15 protein-coding genes and 1 pseudogene are annotated in these 20,001 nt (G+C 67.9%); 5 read left to right on the top strand and 11 right to left on the bottom strand.

Annotation, left to right across the window (positions count from 1 at the left end; genetic code table 11):
• Positions 1-119: 119 nt before the first annotated feature.
• The gene (gene xylA / locus AC1DN2_RS06705; RefSeq protein WP_223913496.1) at positions 120-1,310 is read left to right on the top strand and encodes a xylose isomerase; all 1,191 of its coding nucleotides are present in this window, start codon (positions 120-122) and stop codon (positions 1,308-1,310) included.
• Positions 1,311-1,329: 19 nt separating this feature from the next.
• Positions 1,330-2,844 carry a xylulokinase gene (gene xylB, locus AC1DN2_RS06700; RefSeq protein ID WP_476849701.1) on the top strand — a complete coding sequence of 505 codons (1,515 nt, stop codon included), beginning with the start codon at positions 1,330-1,332 and terminating at the stop codon, positions 2,842-2,844.
• Between the two features lie 163 nt (positions 2,845-3,007).
• Here xylB and AC1DN2_RS06695 read toward each other — a convergent pair whose 3' ends face one another.
• The 3 genes from AC1DN2_RS06695 to AC1DN2_RS06685 form a co-directional block, all read right to left on the bottom strand.
• Positions 3,008-3,844, bottom strand: coding sequence for a hypothetical protein (locus AC1DN2_RS06695; protein WP_476849700.1), 837 nt, complete (start codon positions 3,842-3,844; stop codon positions 3,008-3,010).
• Between the two features lie 309 nt (positions 3,845-4,153).
• Complete coding sequence (locus AC1DN2_RS06690) at positions 4,154-4,855, bottom strand: SCO1664 family protein (protein ID WP_476849699.1); 702 nt, start codon at positions 4,853-4,855, stop codon at positions 4,154-4,156.
• A 43-nt stretch (positions 4,856-4,898) separates the two neighbouring features.
• Positions 4,899-5,573, bottom strand: a complete 675-nt coding sequence (locus AC1DN2_RS06685; protein WP_476849698.1) for an MSMEG_4193 family putative phosphomutase — start codon at positions 5,571-5,573, stop codon at positions 4,899-4,901.
• Positions 5,574-5,721: 148 nt separating this feature from the next.
• On the opposite strand from AC1DN2_RS06685, the gene AC1DN2_RS06680 reads away from it, so the two are divergent.
• Both AC1DN2_RS06680 and AC1DN2_RS06675 read left to right on the top strand, forming a co-directional pair.
• Positions 5,722-7,110, top strand: coding sequence for a sigma 54-interacting transcriptional regulator (locus AC1DN2_RS06680; RefSeq protein WP_476849697.1), 1,389 nt, complete (start codon positions 5,722-5,724; stop codon positions 7,108-7,110).
• A 25-nt stretch (positions 7,111-7,135) separates the two neighbouring features.
• Positions 7,136-9,139: a vWA domain-containing protein gene (locus tag AC1DN2_RS06675; RefSeq protein ID WP_476849696.1), complete on the top strand. Its 2,004-nt coding sequence runs from the start codon at positions 7,136-7,138 to the stop codon at positions 9,137-9,139.
• 69 nt (positions 9,140-9,208) lie between these two features.
• On the opposite strand, the gene AC1DN2_RS06670 is transcribed toward AC1DN2_RS06675, so the two are convergent.
• The 4 genes and pseudogenes from AC1DN2_RS06670 to AC1DN2_RS06655 all read right to left on the bottom strand — a co-directional run bounded on the left by AC1DN2_RS06670 (position 9,209) and on the right by AC1DN2_RS06655 (position 14,898).
• Positions 9,209-11,179, bottom strand: a complete 1,971-nt coding sequence (locus AC1DN2_RS06670) for an ATP-binding cassette domain-containing protein (protein WP_476849813.1) — start codon at positions 11,177-11,179, stop codon at positions 9,209-9,211.
• 87 nt (positions 11,180-11,266) lie between these two features.
• Positions 11,267-11,473, bottom strand: a pseudogene (locus AC1DN2_RS06665) (FHA domain-containing protein); the annotation flags it as partial.
• Between the two features lie 11 nt (positions 11,474-11,484).
• Entirely contained in the window at positions 11,485-13,134 is a 1,650-nt protein-coding gene (locus tag AC1DN2_RS06660; protein ID WP_476849695.1) for a serine/threonine-protein kinase, read from the bottom strand.
• A gap of 3 nt (positions 13,135-13,137) precedes the next feature.
• Positions 13,138-14,898, bottom strand: coding sequence for a zinc ribbon domain-containing protein (locus AC1DN2_RS06655; RefSeq protein WP_476849694.1), 1,761 nt, complete (start codon positions 14,896-14,898; stop codon positions 13,138-13,140).
• Positions 14,899-15,191: 293 nt separating this feature from the next.
• On the opposite strand from AC1DN2_RS06655, the gene AC1DN2_RS06650 reads away from it, so the two are divergent.
• On the top strand, positions 15,192-16,649 hold the full coding sequence (locus tag AC1DN2_RS06650; protein ID WP_476849693.1) for an MFS transporter: 1,458 nt from the start codon (positions 15,192-15,194) through the stop codon (positions 16,647-16,649).
• A 40-nt stretch (positions 16,650-16,689) separates the two neighbouring features.
• Here AC1DN2_RS06650 and AC1DN2_RS06645 read toward each other — a convergent pair whose 3' ends face one another.
• From AC1DN2_RS06645 to AC1DN2_RS06630, 4 genes are all read right to left on the bottom strand, one after another.
• A complete protein-coding gene (locus tag AC1DN2_RS06645) occupies positions 16,690-17,295 on the bottom strand; it encodes a hypothetical protein (protein ID WP_476849692.1) in 606 nt (201 codons plus the stop codon).
• On the bottom strand, positions 17,292-17,687 hold the full coding sequence (locus AC1DN2_RS06640) for a PEP-utilizing enzyme (RefSeq protein ID WP_476849691.1): 396 nt from the start codon (positions 17,685-17,687) through the stop codon (positions 17,292-17,294). The genes AC1DN2_RS06645 and AC1DN2_RS06640 overlap by 4 nt, the downstream gene beginning before the upstream one ends.
• A gap of 1 nt (position 17,688) precedes the next feature.
• The gene (locus AC1DN2_RS06635) at positions 17,689-18,102 is read right to left on the bottom strand and encodes a hypothetical protein (RefSeq protein WP_476849690.1); all 414 of its coding nucleotides are present in this window, start codon (positions 18,100-18,102) and stop codon (positions 17,689-17,691) included.
• A 187-nt stretch (positions 18,103-18,289) separates the two neighbouring features.
• A complete protein-coding gene (locus tag AC1DN2_RS06630) occupies positions 18,290-19,999 on the bottom strand; it encodes a phospholipase C (protein ID WP_476849689.1) in 1,710 nt (569 codons plus the stop codon).
• Positions 20,000-20,001 lie beyond the last annotated feature (2 nt).

Raw genomic sequence — 20,001 nt, 5'->3', positions numbered from 1 at the left:
ATTCCGTGCTTGGCGGGGTTGACACCGCAAAAATTCATAATATGTTTGGGTCTAGAACAATTCCCTCTGGTTCCCCGCCAGCCGCGCAACAGCAGCCACACCTACCTTCGGAGCATTCAATGGCGATTCAGCCCACCCGTGACGACAAGTTTTCCTTCGGCCTCTGGACAGTGGGCTGGGAGGCCCAGGACCAGTTCGGCTCCGCCACCCGCCCGCCGCTGGACACGGTGGAGGCCGTCAACAGGCTCAGCGACCTCGGCGCTTACGGCATCACCTTCCACGACAACGACCTCTTTCCCTTCGGCTGCTCCGCGGCTGACCGCCAGCGCGAAATCGACCGGCTGACCGGCGCGCTGAAGGCCACCGGGATGATCGTCCCGATGGTCACCACCAACCTCTTCAGCCACCCGGTCTTCAAGGACGGCGGCTTCACCAGCAACGACCGCGGCGTCCGGCGCTTCGCCCTGCGCAAGGTCCTGGACAACATTGACCTCGCCGCCGAGCTCGGTGCGGAAACCTTCGTCATGTGGGGCGGCCGGGAAGGCAGTGAATACGACGCAGCCAAGGACATCCGCGGCGCCCTGGAACGCTACCGCGAAGCCGTGAACCTGCTGGGCGACTACGTCACGGACAAGGGTTACAACATCCGGTTCGCCATCGAGCCCAAGCCCAACGAACCCCGCGGCGACATCCTCCTGCCCACCCTCGGCCACGCCCTGGCGTTCATCGAAACCCTCGAGCGCCCCGAACTGGTGGGCATCAACCCCGAGACCGGGCACGAGCAGATGGCCGGACTGAACTTCACCCACGGCATCGCCCAGGCGCTCTACCAGGGCAAGCTCTTCCACATCGACCTCAACGGCCAGCGCAGCATCAAGTTCGACCAGGACCTGGTGTTCGGCCACGGCGACCTGCAGAACGCGTTCTCGCTCGTGGACCTGCTCGAAAACGGCGGCCCCGACGGCGGACCGGCCTACGACGGCCCGCGCCACTTCGACTACAAGCCCAGCCGCACCGAGGACATCGACGGCGTATGGGACTCCGCGGCCGCCAACATGCAGACCTACCTGCTGCTCAAGGAACGCGCCAAGGCCTTCCGCGCCGACCCCGAGGTCCAGGCCGCGCTGCAGTCCTCCCGCGTGGCGGAAATCAACGAACCCACCCTCAACCCGGGCGAAGGCTACGACCAGCTCCGCGCGGACCGCGCCTCCTACGAGGACTTCGACGCCGACGCCTACTTCGGCGGCAAGGGCTTCGGTTTCGTGAAGCTGCAGCAGCTCTTCATCGAGCACCTGCTCGGCGCCCGCTAAGACCGTGACGGCTGCTTCCATGAACCTTGTTGCCGGTGTCGACTCCTCCACCCAAAGCTGCAAAGTGGTGATCCTCGACGCCGGCACCGGCACGCTGGTCCGCGAGGGCCGGGCCGCCCACCCGGACGGAACGGAAGTCCACCCGGACCACTGGTGGCGGGCCTTGTCAGCGGCGTTCGACGACGCCGGCGGGCTGGCGGACGTCAGCGCGCTCTCGGTGGGGGGCCAGCAGCACGGCATGGTGCTGCTGGACCACGACGGCAACGTGGTGCGCCCGGCGCTGCTGTGGAACGACACCCGATCGGCGTCGGCAGCTGCCGCTCTCACCGACGAAGTGGGGGCGGAGGACTTTGCCCGCAGGACCGGGCTGGTCCCGGTGGCCTCCTTCACCATCACCAAGATCCGCTGGGTCCGGGACCACGAACCGGACCTGGCGGACCGGGTGGCGGCTGTTGCGCTGCCCCACGACTGGCTGACCTGGCGGCTCCGCGGTTACGGTCCGGCAGCAACCAGCCCGCTGGGCCCGGACCTGGACCAGCTCACCACCGACCGCTCCGATGCCAGCGGCACCGGATACTGGAGCCCTTCGGCCGGCGAATACGATGTGGAGCTGTTCAAACTGGCCTTCGGCCGGGACGCCAGGGAGGCCGGCGGGGGTGCCGGGCACCGGGATCCAGGCACCGTGGTTCTGCCGCGGGTGCTGGGCCCCGGCGGCTCTGCCGGGGCGGTTCACCCCGGCTGCTTTGGTTCCGGCACAGCGGAACTGGCTGGCCCTGCCGGACCCGGGCACCGCATTCTCCTCGGTGCCGGCGCCGGGGACAACGCGGCCGCCGCCCTGGGTCTGGGGGCCGAACCCGGGGACGTGGTGGTGTCCGTCGGCACCAGCGGCACGGTGTTCTCGGTGGCGTCCCGTGCCGTCGCCGATCCCAGCGGAACGGTGGCGGGCTTCGCGGACGCCAGCGGCGAGTACCTGCCCATCGCCGTCACGCTTAATGCCGCGCGCGTGCTCGGCTCCGTGGCAGGCATCCTGGGCGTGGACTTCGAGGAACTTGCGCGACTTGCCCTGGGCGCCGAACCCGGCGCCGGCGGCGTGGTGCTCGTGCCCTACTTCGAAGGTGAGCGCACGCCCAACCTGCCCCACGCCAAGGCCAGCTTCCACGGGCTCAGCATTGCCTCCAGCACCAGGAGCAATCTGGCCCGGGCCGCCATCGAAGGCATGCTCTGCGGGCTGTCCGGCGGCCTGGATGCCCTCCGCGCCCAAGGAGGCCCCGCAACACGGCTCCTGCTGATCGGCGGCGCCGTGCAGAACCCCGCGGTGCAGGCCATCGCGGCCCAGGTCTTCGACCTGCCGGTCGTGGTCCCGAGCCCGGGGGAGTACGTGGCCCGGGGTGCTGCCGTCCAGGCAGTCTGGGCCTCCAGCGGCGACCGGCCGGATTGGCCGGTCGCGGTGGACGCCGCACCCGCCCCGGACTTCCACCCGGCCATCAGGCAAAACTACCTGCGGGCGAGCAGTCGCGTTGACCCCGGCAACTGAGCCGGAGCTCGTGAATGCCTTTGCTTCAATGCGGCAACGAAATGCCGGCTGACCGCTGAGAATACGGTGGTCCTCGTCGGATGAGCCAGCCGCCACAACACCGCGGCCCCGACCCCGCCATCCCTAACAGGTTCCTATCGGTCCTTGATCCCTATCATCGCCATTACGGTGCGGGCTGCTCGGCCGATCCCGAATCCGAGGACACCTCGGGCTGCGGGGTCTGTTCGGTTGCGGGGGCAGGCTGCGGGGTCTGTTCGGTTGCGGGGGCGACGTCCGCCGGCGTGGTGTCGCTTGGTGCGCCGGCTCCCGGCACGGCGGTTCCGGCCGAGCCGCTGTCCGCGCCACTGGGGCTACCCTCCGTGGTCAGGCCATCTGTCTTGGTGGCACCTTGCTCGACCTGCCCGGGCACTTGCGCGACTTGCCCGGGTCCTTCCGTCACGTCCTTGGGCGATGCGTCCGTTTTGTCCGGGACAGTCGGAGTGCCACCCAGGGCCGTGCCCAGCGTCGTCGTGGGGCCAGCCGCACCGTCGATGCTCGACGCCGACGAGACCAGGCTGGAGATGGGCTTGTTGGTTCCGAATTCGACTGCAGTGACACCGACCATCGCGATCACGAATGCGGCAGCACTGACCGCCCCGATCTTAATCCAGGTCTTTGGGGTGACCTGCCTCTTCAACCGGTTGGCTTGAGGTCCGTCGCTTTCGGCCGGGGCGCTAGCGGCCAGCATGCCGGCGTCGTCAGCGGGCAGTCCACTCCTGCGTCGCTTTGGGATTTTCGTCATTGCCACGGTGGCGGCCGAACTGAGTGTCCGGGCATACAGGGCGGCGCCCACCGTGGCAACGATGGAGCCGAGTGCGGCGCCAATAAGCGTCCCGGCAACGCCTAGAAAGGACCCCACCAAGGCAGAGGTCACCGCGGCCAACGCCGAGCCAATAGTCTGGGTGCCACTTAGCCCGAGGAGCTGTTTCGGCTTGTCTTCAATAGCGGAGTCTGCAGGCATCTTCAAACACATTTCAGTCAGATAAATGTTACGAACAGATAACTTTACCCTGCCGGCGGGTGGCCCCCGGCTGCCTCCGTAATAAATTGAGACGCCTCTCACGGACAAGAGGAGAGTCAAGGCTCATGCCACCGGGGCGGCCGGTGGAGGTCAAGAAGTATCGATGATCCAGGGACGTCGGGACCGAGGTGCTGTCGCGGTGGAGATGGTTGCCCACCTGTCATGAAGCGGCAACGAGTCCACGTCCGTTGTGCTCAATCCCGTATCCTCGAGCGGAATTGTGAGTCCAGACTGGGGATCCCAGCTCGCTTAAACGAGCGGCCAGGGGTAGCGCATGCCGGTGCGGTCAACCGGCAGGACCCGGGCGTGCAGCAGGCGCTGGACGCGGCGCTGCAGGGCGGTGACCTCGTCGTCGTCGAGGAGCTCGGCCACCTCGGGAGGAGCGGCCTCGGCGAGCGGGGCGATGTCCTCGAGCAGGGCATCGGGGATAGGTTCGCCGGCGAAGTCCCAGATCACGGTGCGGAGTTTGAAAGCGGCGGAGAAGCACAGTCCGTGGTCGATGCCCCAGACCCGTCCGTCGTCGCCGCGCAGCACGTGCCCGCTCTTGCGGTCGGTGTTGTTGGCGACGTAGTCGAACAGGGCAATCCGCGCCAGGTCGCGGTGCGTCTCTGGGGCGTCCTCGAACAGCGTGAAGTAGTGCTCGCGGAAGTCGCACTCGATGAACCACTGCAGCGACCCGACCCCCAGCGGAGCTTCCTCGCGGATCACGGTCGGCGGGACGAAACCCCAGCCCAGGGACTCGCTGAGCAGGTAGGCGGCGCGTTCCCGCCGGTAGAGGCCGGGCTCGAAATCGGACAGCGGCCTTTCCCCGGCCTCGGGCTTGTAGACCGCATAGGCGGCGTCGTCCCCGCAGGAGACCTGGGCGAGGAACGTCTCGTTGCTGCTGCGCGGGATACGTCCGAGCAGCTCGACGCGGCCCCCGGCGAGCAGGGTCAGCTCCCGGCCGGACACCGGCTGTACCGTATCACTGGCGGTCCCACAGTCTGTCCCGAATTCACGGCGTCCTCAGCCCGCTGAGGGGTTCCGACGTCGAATTCACCATGAGCACGGCGGGTCCCTGGCCGTCCACATAGGAGATGGCGGACACCGAGCCAGGGCTGATGACGATCCGCTGGAAGAGGTCCAGGGGCGTGCCCAGGGCGTGGGCGACGGCGGCCTTGATGGGGTCGGCGTGGGAGAAGCACACGACGACGCCGCCGGGGTGGGCTGTGCGCAGCACCTCAAGCGCTCCAACAATCCGCGCCTGCATTTCCGTGAAGCTCTCGCCCTTCGGGAAACGGAAGGTCGATGGGCTGTGCTGGACTGTCTGCCACGCCCGCAAGCGCGCCAGTTCGGCCAGCGAGGCGCCCGTCCACTCGCCGAAGTCGCATTCGAGCAGGCCGGCATCTTGCTTTACGCCCAATCCGGTGCGGGATGCCGCCGGCTCCGCCGTCTCGCGGGTGCGCTCCAGCGGCGAGGAGTAGATGCCGTCGACCCGAAGTCCCGCGAGCCGTTCCGCGACCCGGTCAGCCTGGTCCCGGCCCCGGTCGGACAGATGCAGCCCCGGTGCCCGCCCCGGCAGCAACCTGCCCGTCGTCGGCGTCTCCCCGTGGCGCACGAGAAGCAGGAGCGTGCCCTGCTGCTCGGGTGAGGGCCCGGCAGATGGTTTCGGCGCGGTTGATGCAGTCATCAAGAATCAGCCTAACGCTCACCGCCTGCCCCGTCCCTCGCAGGCTCGGACCGGGGACCCCGGGCGGCTCTCTTGCACCCCGCCCCAATGCGCAGGAATCTGCAAGAATCCCTCGATTCCCCGCACGATAGAGGTCTACGGTGGAGGAGTGAGTGATCGCCCCGATATCTTCACTGTTGGTGAACTGCGTGCCTCCGGCCACGTCCACAAGGACCTGCGCCGCGAAATCCGCGACAACCTGCTCGCCGCGCTCGCCGCCGGCCGGGATCCCTGGCCCGGGATGTTCGGGTTCAGCCGGACCGTCCTGCCCCAGCTCGAGCGGGCCCTGCTCGCCGGGCATGACGTCGTCCTGCTGGGCGAACGGGGCCAGGGCAAGACGCGGCTCCTGCGCACCCTGGCCGGGCTGCTGGACGAGTGGTCGCCGGTGATCGAGGACTCGGAACTGAACGAACACCCGTACGAACCGATCACGGAGCACTCCCGCGCCCAGGCCCTCACCGAGGGGGACCGGCTTCGGGTGGCGTGGCGGCACCGCTCGGAACGGTACGTCGAAAAACTCGCGACGCCGGACACCTCCGTCGCGGACCTGATCGGCGACGTCGACCCGATGCGGGTGGCCGAGGGACGCCGTCTCGGGGACCCGGAAACCATCCACTACGGCCTGGTCCCGCGCTCCAACCGCGGAATCATCGCCATCAACGAGCTGCCCGACCTGGCCGAGCGGATCCAGGTCTCGATGCTCAACGTGATGGAGGAACGCGACATCCAGATCCGCGGCTACGTGCTGCGACTGCCGCTGGACGTCCTGGTGGTCGCGTCCGCCAACCCGGAGGACTACACGAACCGCGGCCGGATCATCACGCCCCTGCGGGACCGCTTCGGCGCCGAGATCCGCACCCACTACCCGATCGAGCTCGACGACGAGGTCGCCGTCATCCGGCAGGAGGGGCAGCTGGTGGCCGGCGTCCCGCCCGTCATCCTCGAGATCCTGGCCCGCTACACCCGGGCGCTGCGGCAGTCGCCGGCGGTCAACCAGACCTCCGGGGTTTCCGCGCGGTTCGCCATCGCCGGCGCCGAAACCGTTGCCGCGGCGGCCCTGCGCCGGGCCAGCGTGCGCGGCGAGGACGAGGCCGTCGCCCGGATCATCGACCTGGACGCCGCCGTGGACGTCCTCGCCGGGAAGATCGAGTTCGAATCCGGCGAGGAAGGCCGGGAACAGGACGTCCTGGACCACCTCCTGCGCATGGCCACCGCGGAAGCCGTGCGGGCCCACTTCCACGGCCTGGACATGGGCCCGCTCGTGGCCGCGCTCGACGGCCACGCCACGGTCACCACCGGGGAACTGGTCACTGCGCGGGAGTTCCTCCACAACCTGCCGTCCCTCAACGGATCCAGCCTCTACGACGACATCAGTGAGCGACTGGGCGCGGAAAACGACGGGCAGCGCGCCGCCGCCGTCGAACTTGCGCTGGAAGGGCTCTACCTCGCCCGGCGGATCTCCAAGGAGTCCGACGACGAGGAGACGATCTACGGGTAGGCAGCTTTACGGCTAAGGAGGCCTCATGACCGCTCACAACCGGTCCAGGTACGGCCGGTACACGGGAGGACCGGATCCGCTCGCCCCGCCGGTGGACCTGGCGGAGGCGCTGGACGCCGTCGCCGAGGACGTCATGGCCGGCTACTCGCCCCGGCACGCCCTCCGGGAGTTCCTGCGCCGCGGCGGCCGGAACCGGGAAGGCCTCGACGAGCTCGCCGGCCGCGTCCAGCAGCGGCGCAGTGAACTGCTGGGCCGGCACAACCTGGACGGCACCCTCAGCGAAGTCCAGAAGCTGCTTGAGACTGCGGTGCTGGAGGAACGCAAGCAGCTCGCCCGCGACGCGATGATGGACAACACCGACCGCGCTTTCCGGGAGATGCAGCTGCAGAACCTGCCGCGCTCCACGGCGGCGGCGGTCAACGAGCTCGCCTCCTATGACTGGCAGTCGAGCACCGCGCGGGAGGCCTACGAGCGGATCAAGGACCTGCTCGGCCGCGAACTCCTGGACCAGCGGTTCGCCGGCATGAAGGAGGCCCTCGAAGGCGCCACCGAGGAGGACCGCGCGGCCGTGGCCGAGATGCTGCAGGACCTCAACGGGCTCCTCGGCAAACACCGCCGCGGTGAGGACACCGACGCGGACTTCCAGGAATTCATGGCCAAGCACGGCCAGTTCTTCCCGGAGAACCCGCAGTCGGTCGAGGAGCTGGTGGACGCGCTCGCCCAGCGCGCGGCCGCCGCCCAGCGGCTCCTGCAATCCATGTCCGCCGAGCAGCGCGAGGAGCTGATGCGGCTCTCCGCCCAGGCGTTCGGCTCGCCCGAGCTTATGGCACAGCTGGGCCAACTCGATTCCAACCTGCAGGCTTTGCGCCCCGGCGAGGACTGGTCCGGCTCCGAACGCTTCGAGGGCGAGGAAGGACTCGGACTCGGCGACGGCACCGGCGTGCTCCAGGACATCGCCGAACTGGACGAGCTGGCCGAACAGCTCTCCCAGGCCTACGGCGGGTCACGCCTCGATGACCTGGACCTGGACGCCCTCGCCCGCCAGCTCGGACAGAATGCCGCCGTGACGGCCCGCACCCTCGCGGAGATCGAACGGGCCATGCAGGACGGCGGCTTCCTCCAGCGCGGCGCCGACGGCGATCTCCGGCTGTCCCCGCAGGCCATGCGGCGGCTCGGCAGGTCCCTGTTGCGGGACACCGCCAAGCAACTCTCCGGCCGGCAGGGCCGCCGGGACACGCGGGTTGCCGGGGCGGCCGGGGAGCAGACCGGCTCCAGCCGCCAATGGGAGTTCGGCGACGCCGAACCGTGGGACGTCACCCGCACCATCACCAACGCGATCCGCCGCACGATCGCCGACGGCGGTGACCCTGGCCGCGGACTGCGCCTCGCCGTGGGCGACATCGAAGTCACGGAGACGGAGGCGCGCACGCAGGCCGCCGTCGTCCTGCTTGCGGACGTGTCCTTCTCGATGGCCGCCGAGGGACGCTGGGTGCCCATGAAACGTACCGCCCTCGCCCTGCACCACCTCGTCTCAACCCGGTTCCGCGGCGACCGGCTGCAGCTGATCACGTTCGGCCGCTACGCGCAGACCATGGACATTGGCGAGCTCACGGCCCTGCCGGCCCTGCGGGAGCAGGGAACCAACCTGCACCACGGCCTGCTGCTGGCCGGCCGGTTCTTCCGTCAGCACCCGTCGATGCAGCCCGTCCTCCTCGTGGTGACCGACGGCGAACCCACCGCGCACCTGCTGGCCGACGGCGAGTCCTGGTTCTGCTGGCCGCCGGATCCGGAGACCATCCGCGTGACGGTCGCCGAACTGGACCGCCTGGCCCGCGCCGGCACGCAGGCCACGTTCTTCCGGCTCGGCGACGACCCTTCCCTGGAACGTTTCGTCCAGCGAATGGCCCGCCGCATCGACGGCCGCGTGGTGGCGCCCGAGGCCGGAGACCTTGGCGCGGCCGTGGTGGGCGAATACCTCCGCGCCCACTTCCGCGGACGCCCCTACGACGACGCCGACTGGGCCCAATAGATCCGCGGCGACTCTCCACCACTGGCGGGGTAATTGGCCACGCCGTCGGGGTTTGACCGCAGTTCGATCTCACCGCCAAGGGTTTCGGTTGACAGAATGGTGCAACGCCCAATAGGCCAGTACGAGGAACGCGACGGCCTGAATTCCGAGGAACCCGGTGTCTGTGAGCCACTGTCCGGCTGTCGGGTCGTAGAGCGTGTCCACTTCGGGTGCTGGCGGTTTCTGGAGCCCGACAGTGGCCGCCGCAGCCGCGTAGCCAAAACGTGCAGGGAGCAGCCACGACACCTCCTCAAGTCCGGCGCGGCCTTGGATAGCGAACAGCCCACCGCAAAGGACCAATTGCGCCATCACCAAGGCGACGAGCGCAGGCATGGTTTGTTCAGTCGATGTCGCGGCAGCCGAGATCACCAGCGCGGCGGCGGTCATGGCGACGCCAACCGCTGCCACAGCCACCGCAATCTCCAGGTGCCCGTTGCCGAGTACCAAGGCATCGTCCGGTCCCGGCAGACCGAGGAGAGCCATCACGGTGAACAGGATGCACTGGATTGCGACCAAGGCGCCAAGCACCACAAACTTGCCGAGCAGGTAAGCCGTAGGGGAGAGGCCAACGGCCTGTTCCCGCCGGTAGATGGGCCGTTCCGCGACCAGTTCGCGCACCGTGAGGGCTGTTCCCATGAGCGCTGCTCCGACCACGAGGACAATGAGCCGCTGTTGGACCTGATACAGATCGCCCCCGGCCTCCCGCATGGACAGCCCGGCCTCGCCGGGGAAGGCGTGCGCCATCAGGGCGAGCAGCATCGGCATGCCGACAAGGAGGACGACGAAGAGGCGGTCTGCGGCGACGACGGCGGCGTTGCGCCGCATCAGCGTCCACAACTGGCGCAGCGGGGCCGCGCGGGGCGGAGGGGGCGCGTCGCCCACAGGTACGGGCACGTTGGCTGAAGCGGTCCTTCCTATGTACGCGTCACGAGCAGGCGATTGGGCGTATTTGCCCACCCACGTCGGGTCCTCGAGTGCCGCAAACGCCGCAGGGTAGTTGTCCACACCGAAGAATGGGAGTACTTCGGCCGGTGGTCCAAAGAACGCCACGCGTCCGCCCCGGGCGAGGACCAGCACACGGTCGCATTCGTCCAGGGCGAGGACGCTGTGGGTGACTACCAGCACGACGCGGCCGGCGTCGGCGAGAGAGCGCAAGCTGCCCATGACCTGCTTGTCCAGGCCGGGGTCGAGCCCGGAGGTAGGCTCGTCCAAAAAGAGCAGCTGGGGCGCTGTGAGCAGCTCGAGGGCGATCGAGGTCCGCTTTCGTTGCCCCCCGGAGAGGGAATCGATGCGCTGGTCGATTTGGTTGGTCAGATCGACCTCGGCGACGACTTGATTGACCCGTTCGTCGCGCTCTGCGGAGCTAGTGTCTGGGGGCAGTCGCAATTGAGCTGCGAAATGGAGCGCGCGGCGGACGGTGAGTTGCCGGTGGAGTATGTCCTCCTGGGGAACCAAGCCCACCAGGAACCGGAGCTGGGCGTACTCGGCGTAGAGGTCCCGCCCGTTCCAGCTGACGTGCCCGCGAGTGGCCGGGCGCAGCCCGGTAAGGGCGCCCAGGAGGGTGGATTTGCCAGCGCCGGAAGGCCCTATGACCGCCACGAGCGTCCCGGCCGGGACGGTGATGGACACATCGTCCATCAGGTGGGCGCCGGTCTTGGTGGTGACCTCCAGGTGCCGGGCGCTGAACGCGGGACGTTGCGGTGGCGGCATGGCCGCGGTGGCGCCGTCCCAGAGTAAAGTGCTCGATCCGATACCGATGAGGTCACCGATTGAGAGCAGGGCGTCACCGTGGACGCGTTCTCCGTTGAGGAATGTTCCATTGAAGCTGCCGGCGTCGCGCAGGACGGCGGCTTCGCCGACCTCGACCACGGCGTGACTCCGGGACGCGAGGGGGTCATCCACCACAACATCGCACGAGTGCGACCGCCCGAGAGTGAGCACGCGTGGCCTCACCGGCTGTCCGGGCGGGTGGGGCCTGAGGAGCACCTCGGGTCCGTCCATAGCGCCAAGACGGAGCCGAAGTCCGCCGGTGAGTAGCGGCACCGGGCCGTCCAGCACACGGTCCGACTCCATGTCCCAGGTGCCGTTGCGGCTTGCCTGATCTGCCGCCCACCATCTGCCCTCGCTGTGCCAGAGCCGGACGTGTTCGCGGCTGACACGATCGTCATCGATAGGGACATCGGCGCCAGGATCCCGACCAACCTGAACTGTCTGCTGCGGCGGAAAGCTCCACTCACGGCCGTTTGCGCGCACGAAAAGCGCAGTTCCGTCCGGGGGTGGCACTTGGTCCGGCATGGCGACCTTCCTTACTTCGTCAGGCGTAGAGAACCGACGACGTGATCGAAAGTTTCCGTGCGCTGCTCGAACAGCGACGAGGGGGCGAAAAAGACCAGGAGTTGGACCGGATCGGTCTCAACGACGAAGACCCGGACCTGCAGCGTGACGGCGGATGAGAGGGGGATCGTCCCCTCCATGGCCTGCCCCTTAACCTCCCCGACGGTAGCTGGCCCGCGGTCCACCAGATGCGCGTCCCGGCCGGGCAGGAGCGCTTCCGCCGTGCGGACGCGGGCGGTCGGGGATTGATTGGTCAGCCCGGCGGGCCGGTGGTAGATGGCGAGTCCGGCGACTTTCTCCGGGGCGCTGGCCGTTCGGGCCGCCGCAGCCGGAGCGTCCGGCTCGTCGGCGAAAAGCGCGGTCAGGTCCGCGTCCGAGAGCACACTGACGGTGCTGTCGCCCGCTTCGTGAGTTCGGGCGGTCCAGCTCTGCGGGACATCGAGGGTGTACGGGACGCCATCCGCGCGAAAGGTTACGTACTTTTCTCCAGACAGCATCGGCGGGAGCAGCGCGCCGGCGAGGATGGCGAGGATTAGGAGGAGGAGCGCCCCGCCTAGCACAGCCAGCCGCGCGGCCCGGCCCGGCCGCCGATCAGCGCGCCTACCCCGGGACCCGGTGGATCGTCCGCCCAAGTGGGCATTCCCGCCCGCGCGGGCGAGGGTCCCTGCTTCCACCGGGGCGCCGCCGTCGTTGTCCTTGCCGGGTGTAGTGGCGCGGGGCGGGACCGCGTGTTTCCCCGCGCGTCGGGGCTGCGCTGGAACAACCTTGCCAGGCGGGCCGCCGGACATCATGGTAACGAGGGCGCCGCATGTTGGGGGCCGGTCCTCGGGTTGTTTCGCCATGCCCTTGACGATGGCAGCCTCCATTGCAGGAGGAACCTCCGGTCGTTCCAAGGTAAGGCGCGGCGGCTCCTCGGTCATGTGCGCCCACAGCTGGGCCGAGTCGTCGTCATGGTCGAACGGCGGGTGGCCTGCGAGCAGCGTGTAGGCCACGCACGCCAGGGCGTACACATCGGCCCGACTATCGATGTCCCCGCCGCGGATCTGCTCGGGTGCGACGTAGTCCAAGGTGCCGAGGAAGTGACCGGCCGTCGTCACGCCCGTGGCGGAGGTGGTGCGCTTTGTGAGACCGAAGTCCGTGAGGTAGACGAGCCGATGGCCGTTTGCCGGGTCGTCAGAGAGCAGTATGTTGCCGGGCTTGACGTCCCGGTGGACAAGGCCCGCGCCGTGCGCGGCGTCCAGGGCCGCGGCCGTGTGGGAAAGAATGCCCAAGGCCTCGGTCAGCGGGAGAGGGCCGCGTGCGTCAAGTTCTGCCTTGAGATCAGTGCCGTGCACAAAGCGCATGGCGATGTAGAGCAGTCCCGACCATTCCCCGGCAGCGTAGATCGGCAAGATGTTGGGGTGGTCCACCGAGGCGGCGAGCCGGGACTCACGGACAAACCGCTGGCGGAACTTCTCGTTGGCTGCAAGTTCCGGGGCCAGGAGCTTGAGTGCGACGGGTCGGCCGAGCTGCACGTCCAGCGCCCGGTACACGACTCCCATGCCGCCGCGGGCGACCAGGGACTGGATCTGATAACCCGCGAATTCTGCCCCGGGATAGAGGTAATCCTGAACGGGCTCCACGGTTCACCCGACCGGGTAACCGCAGCTGGAGCAGAACCGCGCTCCGGGGCGCACTGATCTGCCGCACTGGGAACAAAACGTCCTGCCCTGTCTCTCCGCGGCGCGGGGTGCCAGCGGTCCGGCCGTGCGGGTTTCGCCACCATCTGGGCCCGTATTTACGTCCCCGGTCGCCCCCGAAGCCGGCTGACCTCGCCCGCCAGATGCCGGAGATTGCGAGGGAGGAGAACTCTTGTGCCCGGCTGCTTCGGTCCGCACGGGGCCCGTCCCGCCGTGTCCGGCCTGCTGCCGCAGGACCTGATCTTCATCAGCCCGCGCAGCCCGGGTCATTGCGGTCTGGCTCTCGCCGGTTTGGGGTTTCAGAGGGGCAACAGGCCTCCCTTCGGCACCCTTTGAGCTTGAACGGTCTACGGGGCGAGGCGGGGCCCCGCCGACGCCCCGAGCGGCTGACGCCCTGCCGCGACGCAGGACCAGGACGGCCAGGATTCCGGCCAGGAGCAGGAATCCGGCGAAGCCGGGCAGGAGGGCAGCCTGCAGGGGGCCGTCCTTGCCAGCGTCTGCGGCGGCGGTCGCCTGGTCTCCCATCGGGTGCTCGCTACTCATTTTTCGGGCCTGCTCAAGATAACTTGTCGCCAAGGCGGAATCGAAGTAGGTCAAGGACTCTTCGAGTGCGCTCTCGGCCGATCCGCCCATGCCCGATGAGAGGTGATCGATGCCCCGCCGGAATACGGCATCGAACTTCGATGGGGAGGCCTCAACGCCCGCCGCGGCCATCGCTGCTTGAATAGACGCGGCCGGCACCAGAGTGCCCTGGCCGTCTGGCTGGCGGGGCCCCATCAGGCCGAGGACCTGGCCGGTTGCCCCGTCGAGCACGGGGCCGCCGGACACGCCGGCGTCGAGTGGCCCGGCAAGGTCCTGACTAGAGCGGATTCGGCCCGCGGCGGTGTCCACCGCCACCGGAAACTGCGCCGGTCCCGCCTTAGGGCTCGGATCCGCGGTGAAGCCGACCAGCACGGGATTCGCACCTGGTGGTGCGGCCGGCGCGGCCAGCGTGGCTGTCGGCGCGCCACCGCCGCCACTGATCCTGAGCAACGCTATGTCCTTGGGCCCGGTCGGGTGGTTGAGCAGCTCGGCCATGACGGTCGAGGGCTCCGCCGTGTAAGTGTGCACTCGGTACTGGGGGACGCGAAAGACGATACAGTGCTCCACCTGGTCGTAGCAGTGCTGCAGGTGCGGCGCCCAGTATCGATCAGGCGTCGAGCCTCGCCGCAGCGGATTCCCGCCGTTTCCAACGATCGGCACTCTGATCACTTTGGCGAAGAGCTCGTTCGCGCTGTAAGCGGCCACAGCGCCCTCGTCGACGGCAAGATTCTCCCAGGTGGTCGCCACAATCCCGTCTGCTGAAACGACCACGCCGGTAGCGGAACCGAGCGGCACTGTGGACCGGCCACGGGAGATCACCACCTCACCTGTGCTGTGGTCAATGTGGGCGATCTCCGCGATGGCAAGGAGGTCGATTCGCACGAGAGCAGCCTTGGACCCCTCGGCATCGCTCTTCAATGTGGCGGATGGAGTAGGCATAGGACTGGCCGCCGATGTCAGCGTCAATGCAGCGGCGACGCCGACGAGAAAGACCAGGAAGCCGGAAGTGCGCCTGTGCATCATCCAAAGCTTCGCCATGAACAGATACGTGACGACGGCCATGCCCGTGTCGCGAGACGTGAGGCGGGAACAGAAGACGGTGGCAGCAACTCGCTTTTGGTTCATGGCGGATCCTCTGGTCGAATATGAGACCGTCACGCGGATACGCCTGTGGGTTTGATCAGCCCGTCCCCCGCCATAATGCTAAGCCTTCTGATCATTTGTGTCATCGGAGTTCTTCGGAATATTTCACAGATCAGGAAGCCGCAGTGGAACGCCTTTTGAAGGGACAGGCCGGTCAATCTCCCGTCTGCCCGGGCTGCAAGATCCTGGACCGGGACTAATTTGTCGAACGGGGAAGTTATGTTGTCGGGGCCGTAACCGGTTCACGCACCGCGCTTCGGGCGCCGATGGGAGTGATGCACGTGACCACCATGCCTGCCGAGGGAGTCGGGTTCCGCTCCAAACGCGGACCCGTCCTCATTGCCCTGATGCTCTCCACCGGCCTGGTGGCGATCGACGCGACCGTGGTGGCGACAGCCGTGCCCGCGATCGTGCACGACATTGGCGGGTTCAGCTCGTTCCCCTGGCTGTTCTCCGCCTACCTGCTGGCGCAGGCCGTGTCCGTTCCGGTCTACGCAAAGCTCTCCGACACCATCGGCCGCAAGCCGATCATGCTGATCGGAATCGGTCTGTTCCTGCTCGGCTCGATCCTGTGCGGAGTGGCCTGGAGCATGCCGGTCCTCATCGCCTTCCGCGTGGTGCAGGGCCTGGGCGCGGGCGCGGTCCAGCCGATGGCCATCACCATCGCCGGCGATATCTACACCCTGGCCGAACGGGCAAAAGTGCAGGGCTACCTGGCGAGCGTGTGGGCGGTCTCCTCAGTGGTGGGTCCGACGCTCGGGGGAGTGTTTGCCTCACTCGGCATCTGGCGCGGCATTTTCCTTGTGAACATCCCGCTGTGCCTGGTGGCCGGCTGGATGCTGGTCCGGTCCTTCCACGAGAACATCGAGCCCGTAAAGCACCGGGTCGACTATCTCGGCGCGGGGCTGCTCACCGTGTCGCTCACCCTGCTCATTCTCGGGGCCCTCGAGGGCGGCCAGGCCTGGGCCTGGGACTCCGCCATCAGCGACGCAGTGTTCGCCGGCGGTGCCCTCCTGTTCGTCGCGTTTATTCTCGTCGAACGGAGGGCGGCGGAGCCGGTGCTGCCGCCGTGGGTGGTTTCCCGGCGGCTGCTGGCGACGACGGCGATGGTCGCCTTCGGGGTCGGAGCGGTCATGCTGGGCATCACTTCGTACGTTCCCACGTTCCTCGTGGGAGCCCTCTCGACCTCCCCGATCGTGGCCGGACTCGCCCTGGCGGCGCTGACCATCGGCTGGCCCATCAGTGCGTCCCAATCGGGGCGCCTGTATCTGCGCATCGGGTTCCGGAACACTGCCCTGATCGGCATCACGGTCACCGTCATCGGCACAGCAGTCCTGGCCGTCACCGCCTCCGTCCCCAACGTTGCGCTCGTCGCCGTCAGCTGCTTCATCGTCGGGCTCGGACTCGGCCTGGTCGCGACCCCAACCCTGATCGCCGCCCAGACGAGCGTCGAATGGAACGAGCGCGGCGTGGTCACGGGCACCAACCTTTTCGCCCGATCCATCGGCAGCTCCATCGGCGTCGCCGTTTTCGGTGCGATAGCGAACGCTGTCTACGCCGGCACCCCGCACGGCGACACGGATCCCCACACCATCGTGGCGGCCTCATCCGCCGTGTTCCTGGCCGTCATGATCGCCGCCGTCCTCACCGTCATCGCCGTGCTCGGCATGCCCGCCACCAAACCCGTCACACAGGTCCAAGCCGCCGCGCGCGGGTCATCCAGCACCGGTTGACCGCGGTTCCGCTGTCACTTTTGGGGTCGTGCTGGGGCGTTCATCGCCGGATGCCGAGGGTGGCGATGAGATCTTCGTGCAATTCGAACCAGATGCGGTGGAAGGAGTCGCGGTCTGTGGCGGTGAGCCACGCTGGCTCCGTGGCTGCGTTTTCCACTGCCAGCTCGAGGCGTTCCGCGTATCCGCTGAACCGCGGCAACACAGCGGTCAGGCGGACTTCCAGATCGCTCAAGGACGCCAATGCCTGGGTGAAGGTTTGCTGTGTTGGCTCGTCGATCCCATCGTTGGACTGACTTCCCTCGGCGAGCCAGCGGAGTTGGAGTTTGCTGCAGGCGGCCACGACTCCTGCGTTCAGCGGTGCAAACTTCGCGTGCACGGCGGTGACTGCTGCCTGGCCGCCCACGCTGTCCAGCTCCTCGGCCAGGAGCCGTTCGTTTTCAGTCCTGCCGGCCACGGTCAGGGACCAGCCCCGGTTTCCGCCGAATGAGGAGCGCGACGCCCACCCGTTCGCGCCGGCGTAAATGAGGAGCCGTTCGACGTCGTGCGGATCCTGGCCAAACCGGGCGGCAACTGACTCAGTGTCAGCGAAGCCGAGCAGCCTCAGGGCGTGGAGGGTGAGCAGCATGGATGGCGGCTGCGGGCTCATGGACCCGCTCCGGGACCTGCTGGTTTCGCGTGGACGGTTCCGTGGGTTCCGTCGACCACGAGCGTCGTTCCGTCCGTGATGCGGGTCAGCGCGCCGGTTACCCCCAGAACGGCGGGGATGCCCTGTTCGCGGGCCACGATGGCGGCGTGCGAGAGCATCCCGCCCGTTTCTGTGATGACGGCAGCGGCGATCCCGAACAGTGGCGTCCAGGCGGGGTCAGTGGTGCGGCAGACCAAAACGTCGCCGGGGGCCACCGCGGAGAATTCGTCGACGCTGTGAACTGTCCGGGCCGTCCCGCAGGCGGTGCCCGGGCTGGCGCCGATGCCGGTGAGAACCGCGCCGGCGGGATCGCGGCCTTCCCTTCCGGCACTGGCCTGAGGAGTGAATTCCACGTCAGCCCACCACACCCGTCTCGGGCCTGCCGGACAGCCGATCCAGTCTCTGCTGCGCGGCCTGCGCCGAGCGGAGCCCAAGGCTCTGGGCAATCTGAGGCCAGGTCAGCCCCTCGGCCCGCGCCAGGAACAGGAGTGCCGTTTCCAGGCCATCCATCTCTGCCCGCGCGGCTGACACAAGGGTGAGGGCGGCCCGCACATCCAGCCCATCCACGGCCTCCCCGCGGCCGGTCCCGTTGGACCTCCACAGGACGTGCTGGATCAGGTCACTCGCTGAAGGGGGTTGCCGCTCACCTAGCCAGGGCCGGGGCGGCAGTTCGGAAGCGCCCCGGTCCAGCAACATCCGTGTGGCCTGGCTTTGGCGCTGAGCCTCCGCAGCGTCGCCGCCTTGACGGGTCCCGTCGGTCTCGTTCATTCCAGACTCCATTTTCCCGTCGGCTCGGCGTCGCTCAACACCACCAGCTTCTGACATCAACATCCTGTTGTCAACAAACTGTTGATGCTTCGGGGGGAGGACGAGTCGTTGAGGCAGCGCGGACAGGAACGCCACCCGGCCAACTGCCGGGTGGCGTTTCCGTCCAGGACCGTGCTGTTGCAGGTGTTTACTTTCCGGAGTTGTTGTGGGAGTTGTTGTTGCCGTGTTCGGTGGAGGCGACGGCGCCGGTCTGTTCGTTGAGCAGGACCTGGTCGTTGCGCTGTCTGCCGAAGTTGAACATGGCGTTCACCGACCCGGCGGTGGCGTCGGCGGAGGCGTCGCCGATCCGGCCGGTGTGCCAGTTGTCCTCGATGAAGCGCAGGATCGAGGCCTGGTCGGTCTGGGTGTGGTCCACAAAGTTCTTCTTCGCGTAGGGGGAAATGACCACCAGCGGCTGGCGCGGGCCGGGGCCGCAGCGGTCAGCGTAGCCGCCGGCCATCGGGACGCCGCTGGCTGCGGCGTGCTGGCACCAGGCGTCGTCGTCGGCGGTGTTGGAGGAGTTCTTTGCCTTGGCGGCGACGTGGTCGTACCAGCCGTCCGAGTCATCGTAGGCAAGCACCACGGCAGTGTTGTCCCAGTTCCGGGATTTCTGGATCTGGTTCACGGTGCTGGTGACGAAGTTCTGCTCGTCGATCGGGTCAGAGTAGGCGGCGTGGCCGTCCTGGAACATTCCGGCTTTCAGGAAGGACACGGCGGGCATGTTGTCGGTGTTGACCACCTTGTTGAACGCGGTGAGGTCGTACTGGTGGTTCGCCTGTCCGTTGTGGCCGATTTCCGCGTCGGACGCCGGTGCCAGGTGGTGCGGGTTGGCGGTGGAGGCGTAGTACTGGAACGGCTGGTGGTGAGGGGAGTAGTCAACCACGCTGGCGCCGGCGGCGTTCGTGTGGCTGGACAGGCACGACGCCGGGGAGTCCGCGGTCGCGGCGGTGGTCGGCGTGAAACCGCCCTGGAACCAGCCCCAGGACGTGCCCTTGGCGTTGAGCAGGTCGCCGATGTTCCTGCCGCTCAGGCCGGCCAGGTTGCCGGTTTTGGCGTGGCTGCTGTTCGAGCAGTCGTCGTGGACCGGGTCCGGGTCGTTGATGACGGTGCCGACGCCGTTCGCATCCGGCAGGCTGACAGCACTGCTGCCGGCCGCCGGGGTGGCCACAGGTTGTCCTGCGGCGGTGTACGCGGTGGCCCCGTGGGTCTGGCCGGATACCAGATTCAGCGCCCCGGGTGTGGAGGGTCCGAAGACAGTGCTGAAGTGGTTGTCGCTCATGGAGTAGTTCTGGGCGTAGTTCCAGATGCCGGTGACGGTGTTGCCGTCGTAGTAGTCCATGGTGAGGCCGGGGCGGCCGTACTGGTTGGTGCCGCAGGCGTCGCGGCTGGTGAACTCGACGAACTTGTCCATCGCCCCGCCGTTGTATGCCTTCTGCTCGGCGGTGTATCCGTGGTCCTGGTCGCAGGTGACGGCCTGCGCCGGCGAGAGCCGGGCAGGCTGCGCAGAGTTGGGGTTGTTCGGTGCCAGGAGGCCGGCGGTGGCCAGAGTGTTGATGTCCTTGGGGGTGTTTTTGGCGGCGGTGAAGGAGGCCGTCGCGGTGCCGGTGCCCTGCTGGGTTTCACCCGGGAGATTGGCGGCCTTGGGGTAGGTGGCGAAGTAGTGGTCGAAGGAAACGTTCTCCTGGAAGATCACCACCACGTGCTTGATTGGCGTCGCGGTACCGTTGTGGTTTTCACCGGCGGAGGCCGGACCTGCGCCGATACCGAACATTCCGGCTGTCAGTGCCGAGGCGGCCAGGGCTGCCGCGCCCGTGGCGGCGACCCGCTTCCGGGTGAATCGTTGTGCTGGATGAGGCATGG

The organism is Arthrobacter sp. 01L42 (genome assembly GCF_056400005.1).
Note: the sequence above shows the minus strand (reverse complement) of the source record. Positions and strands in the feature narration are given on the sequence as shown.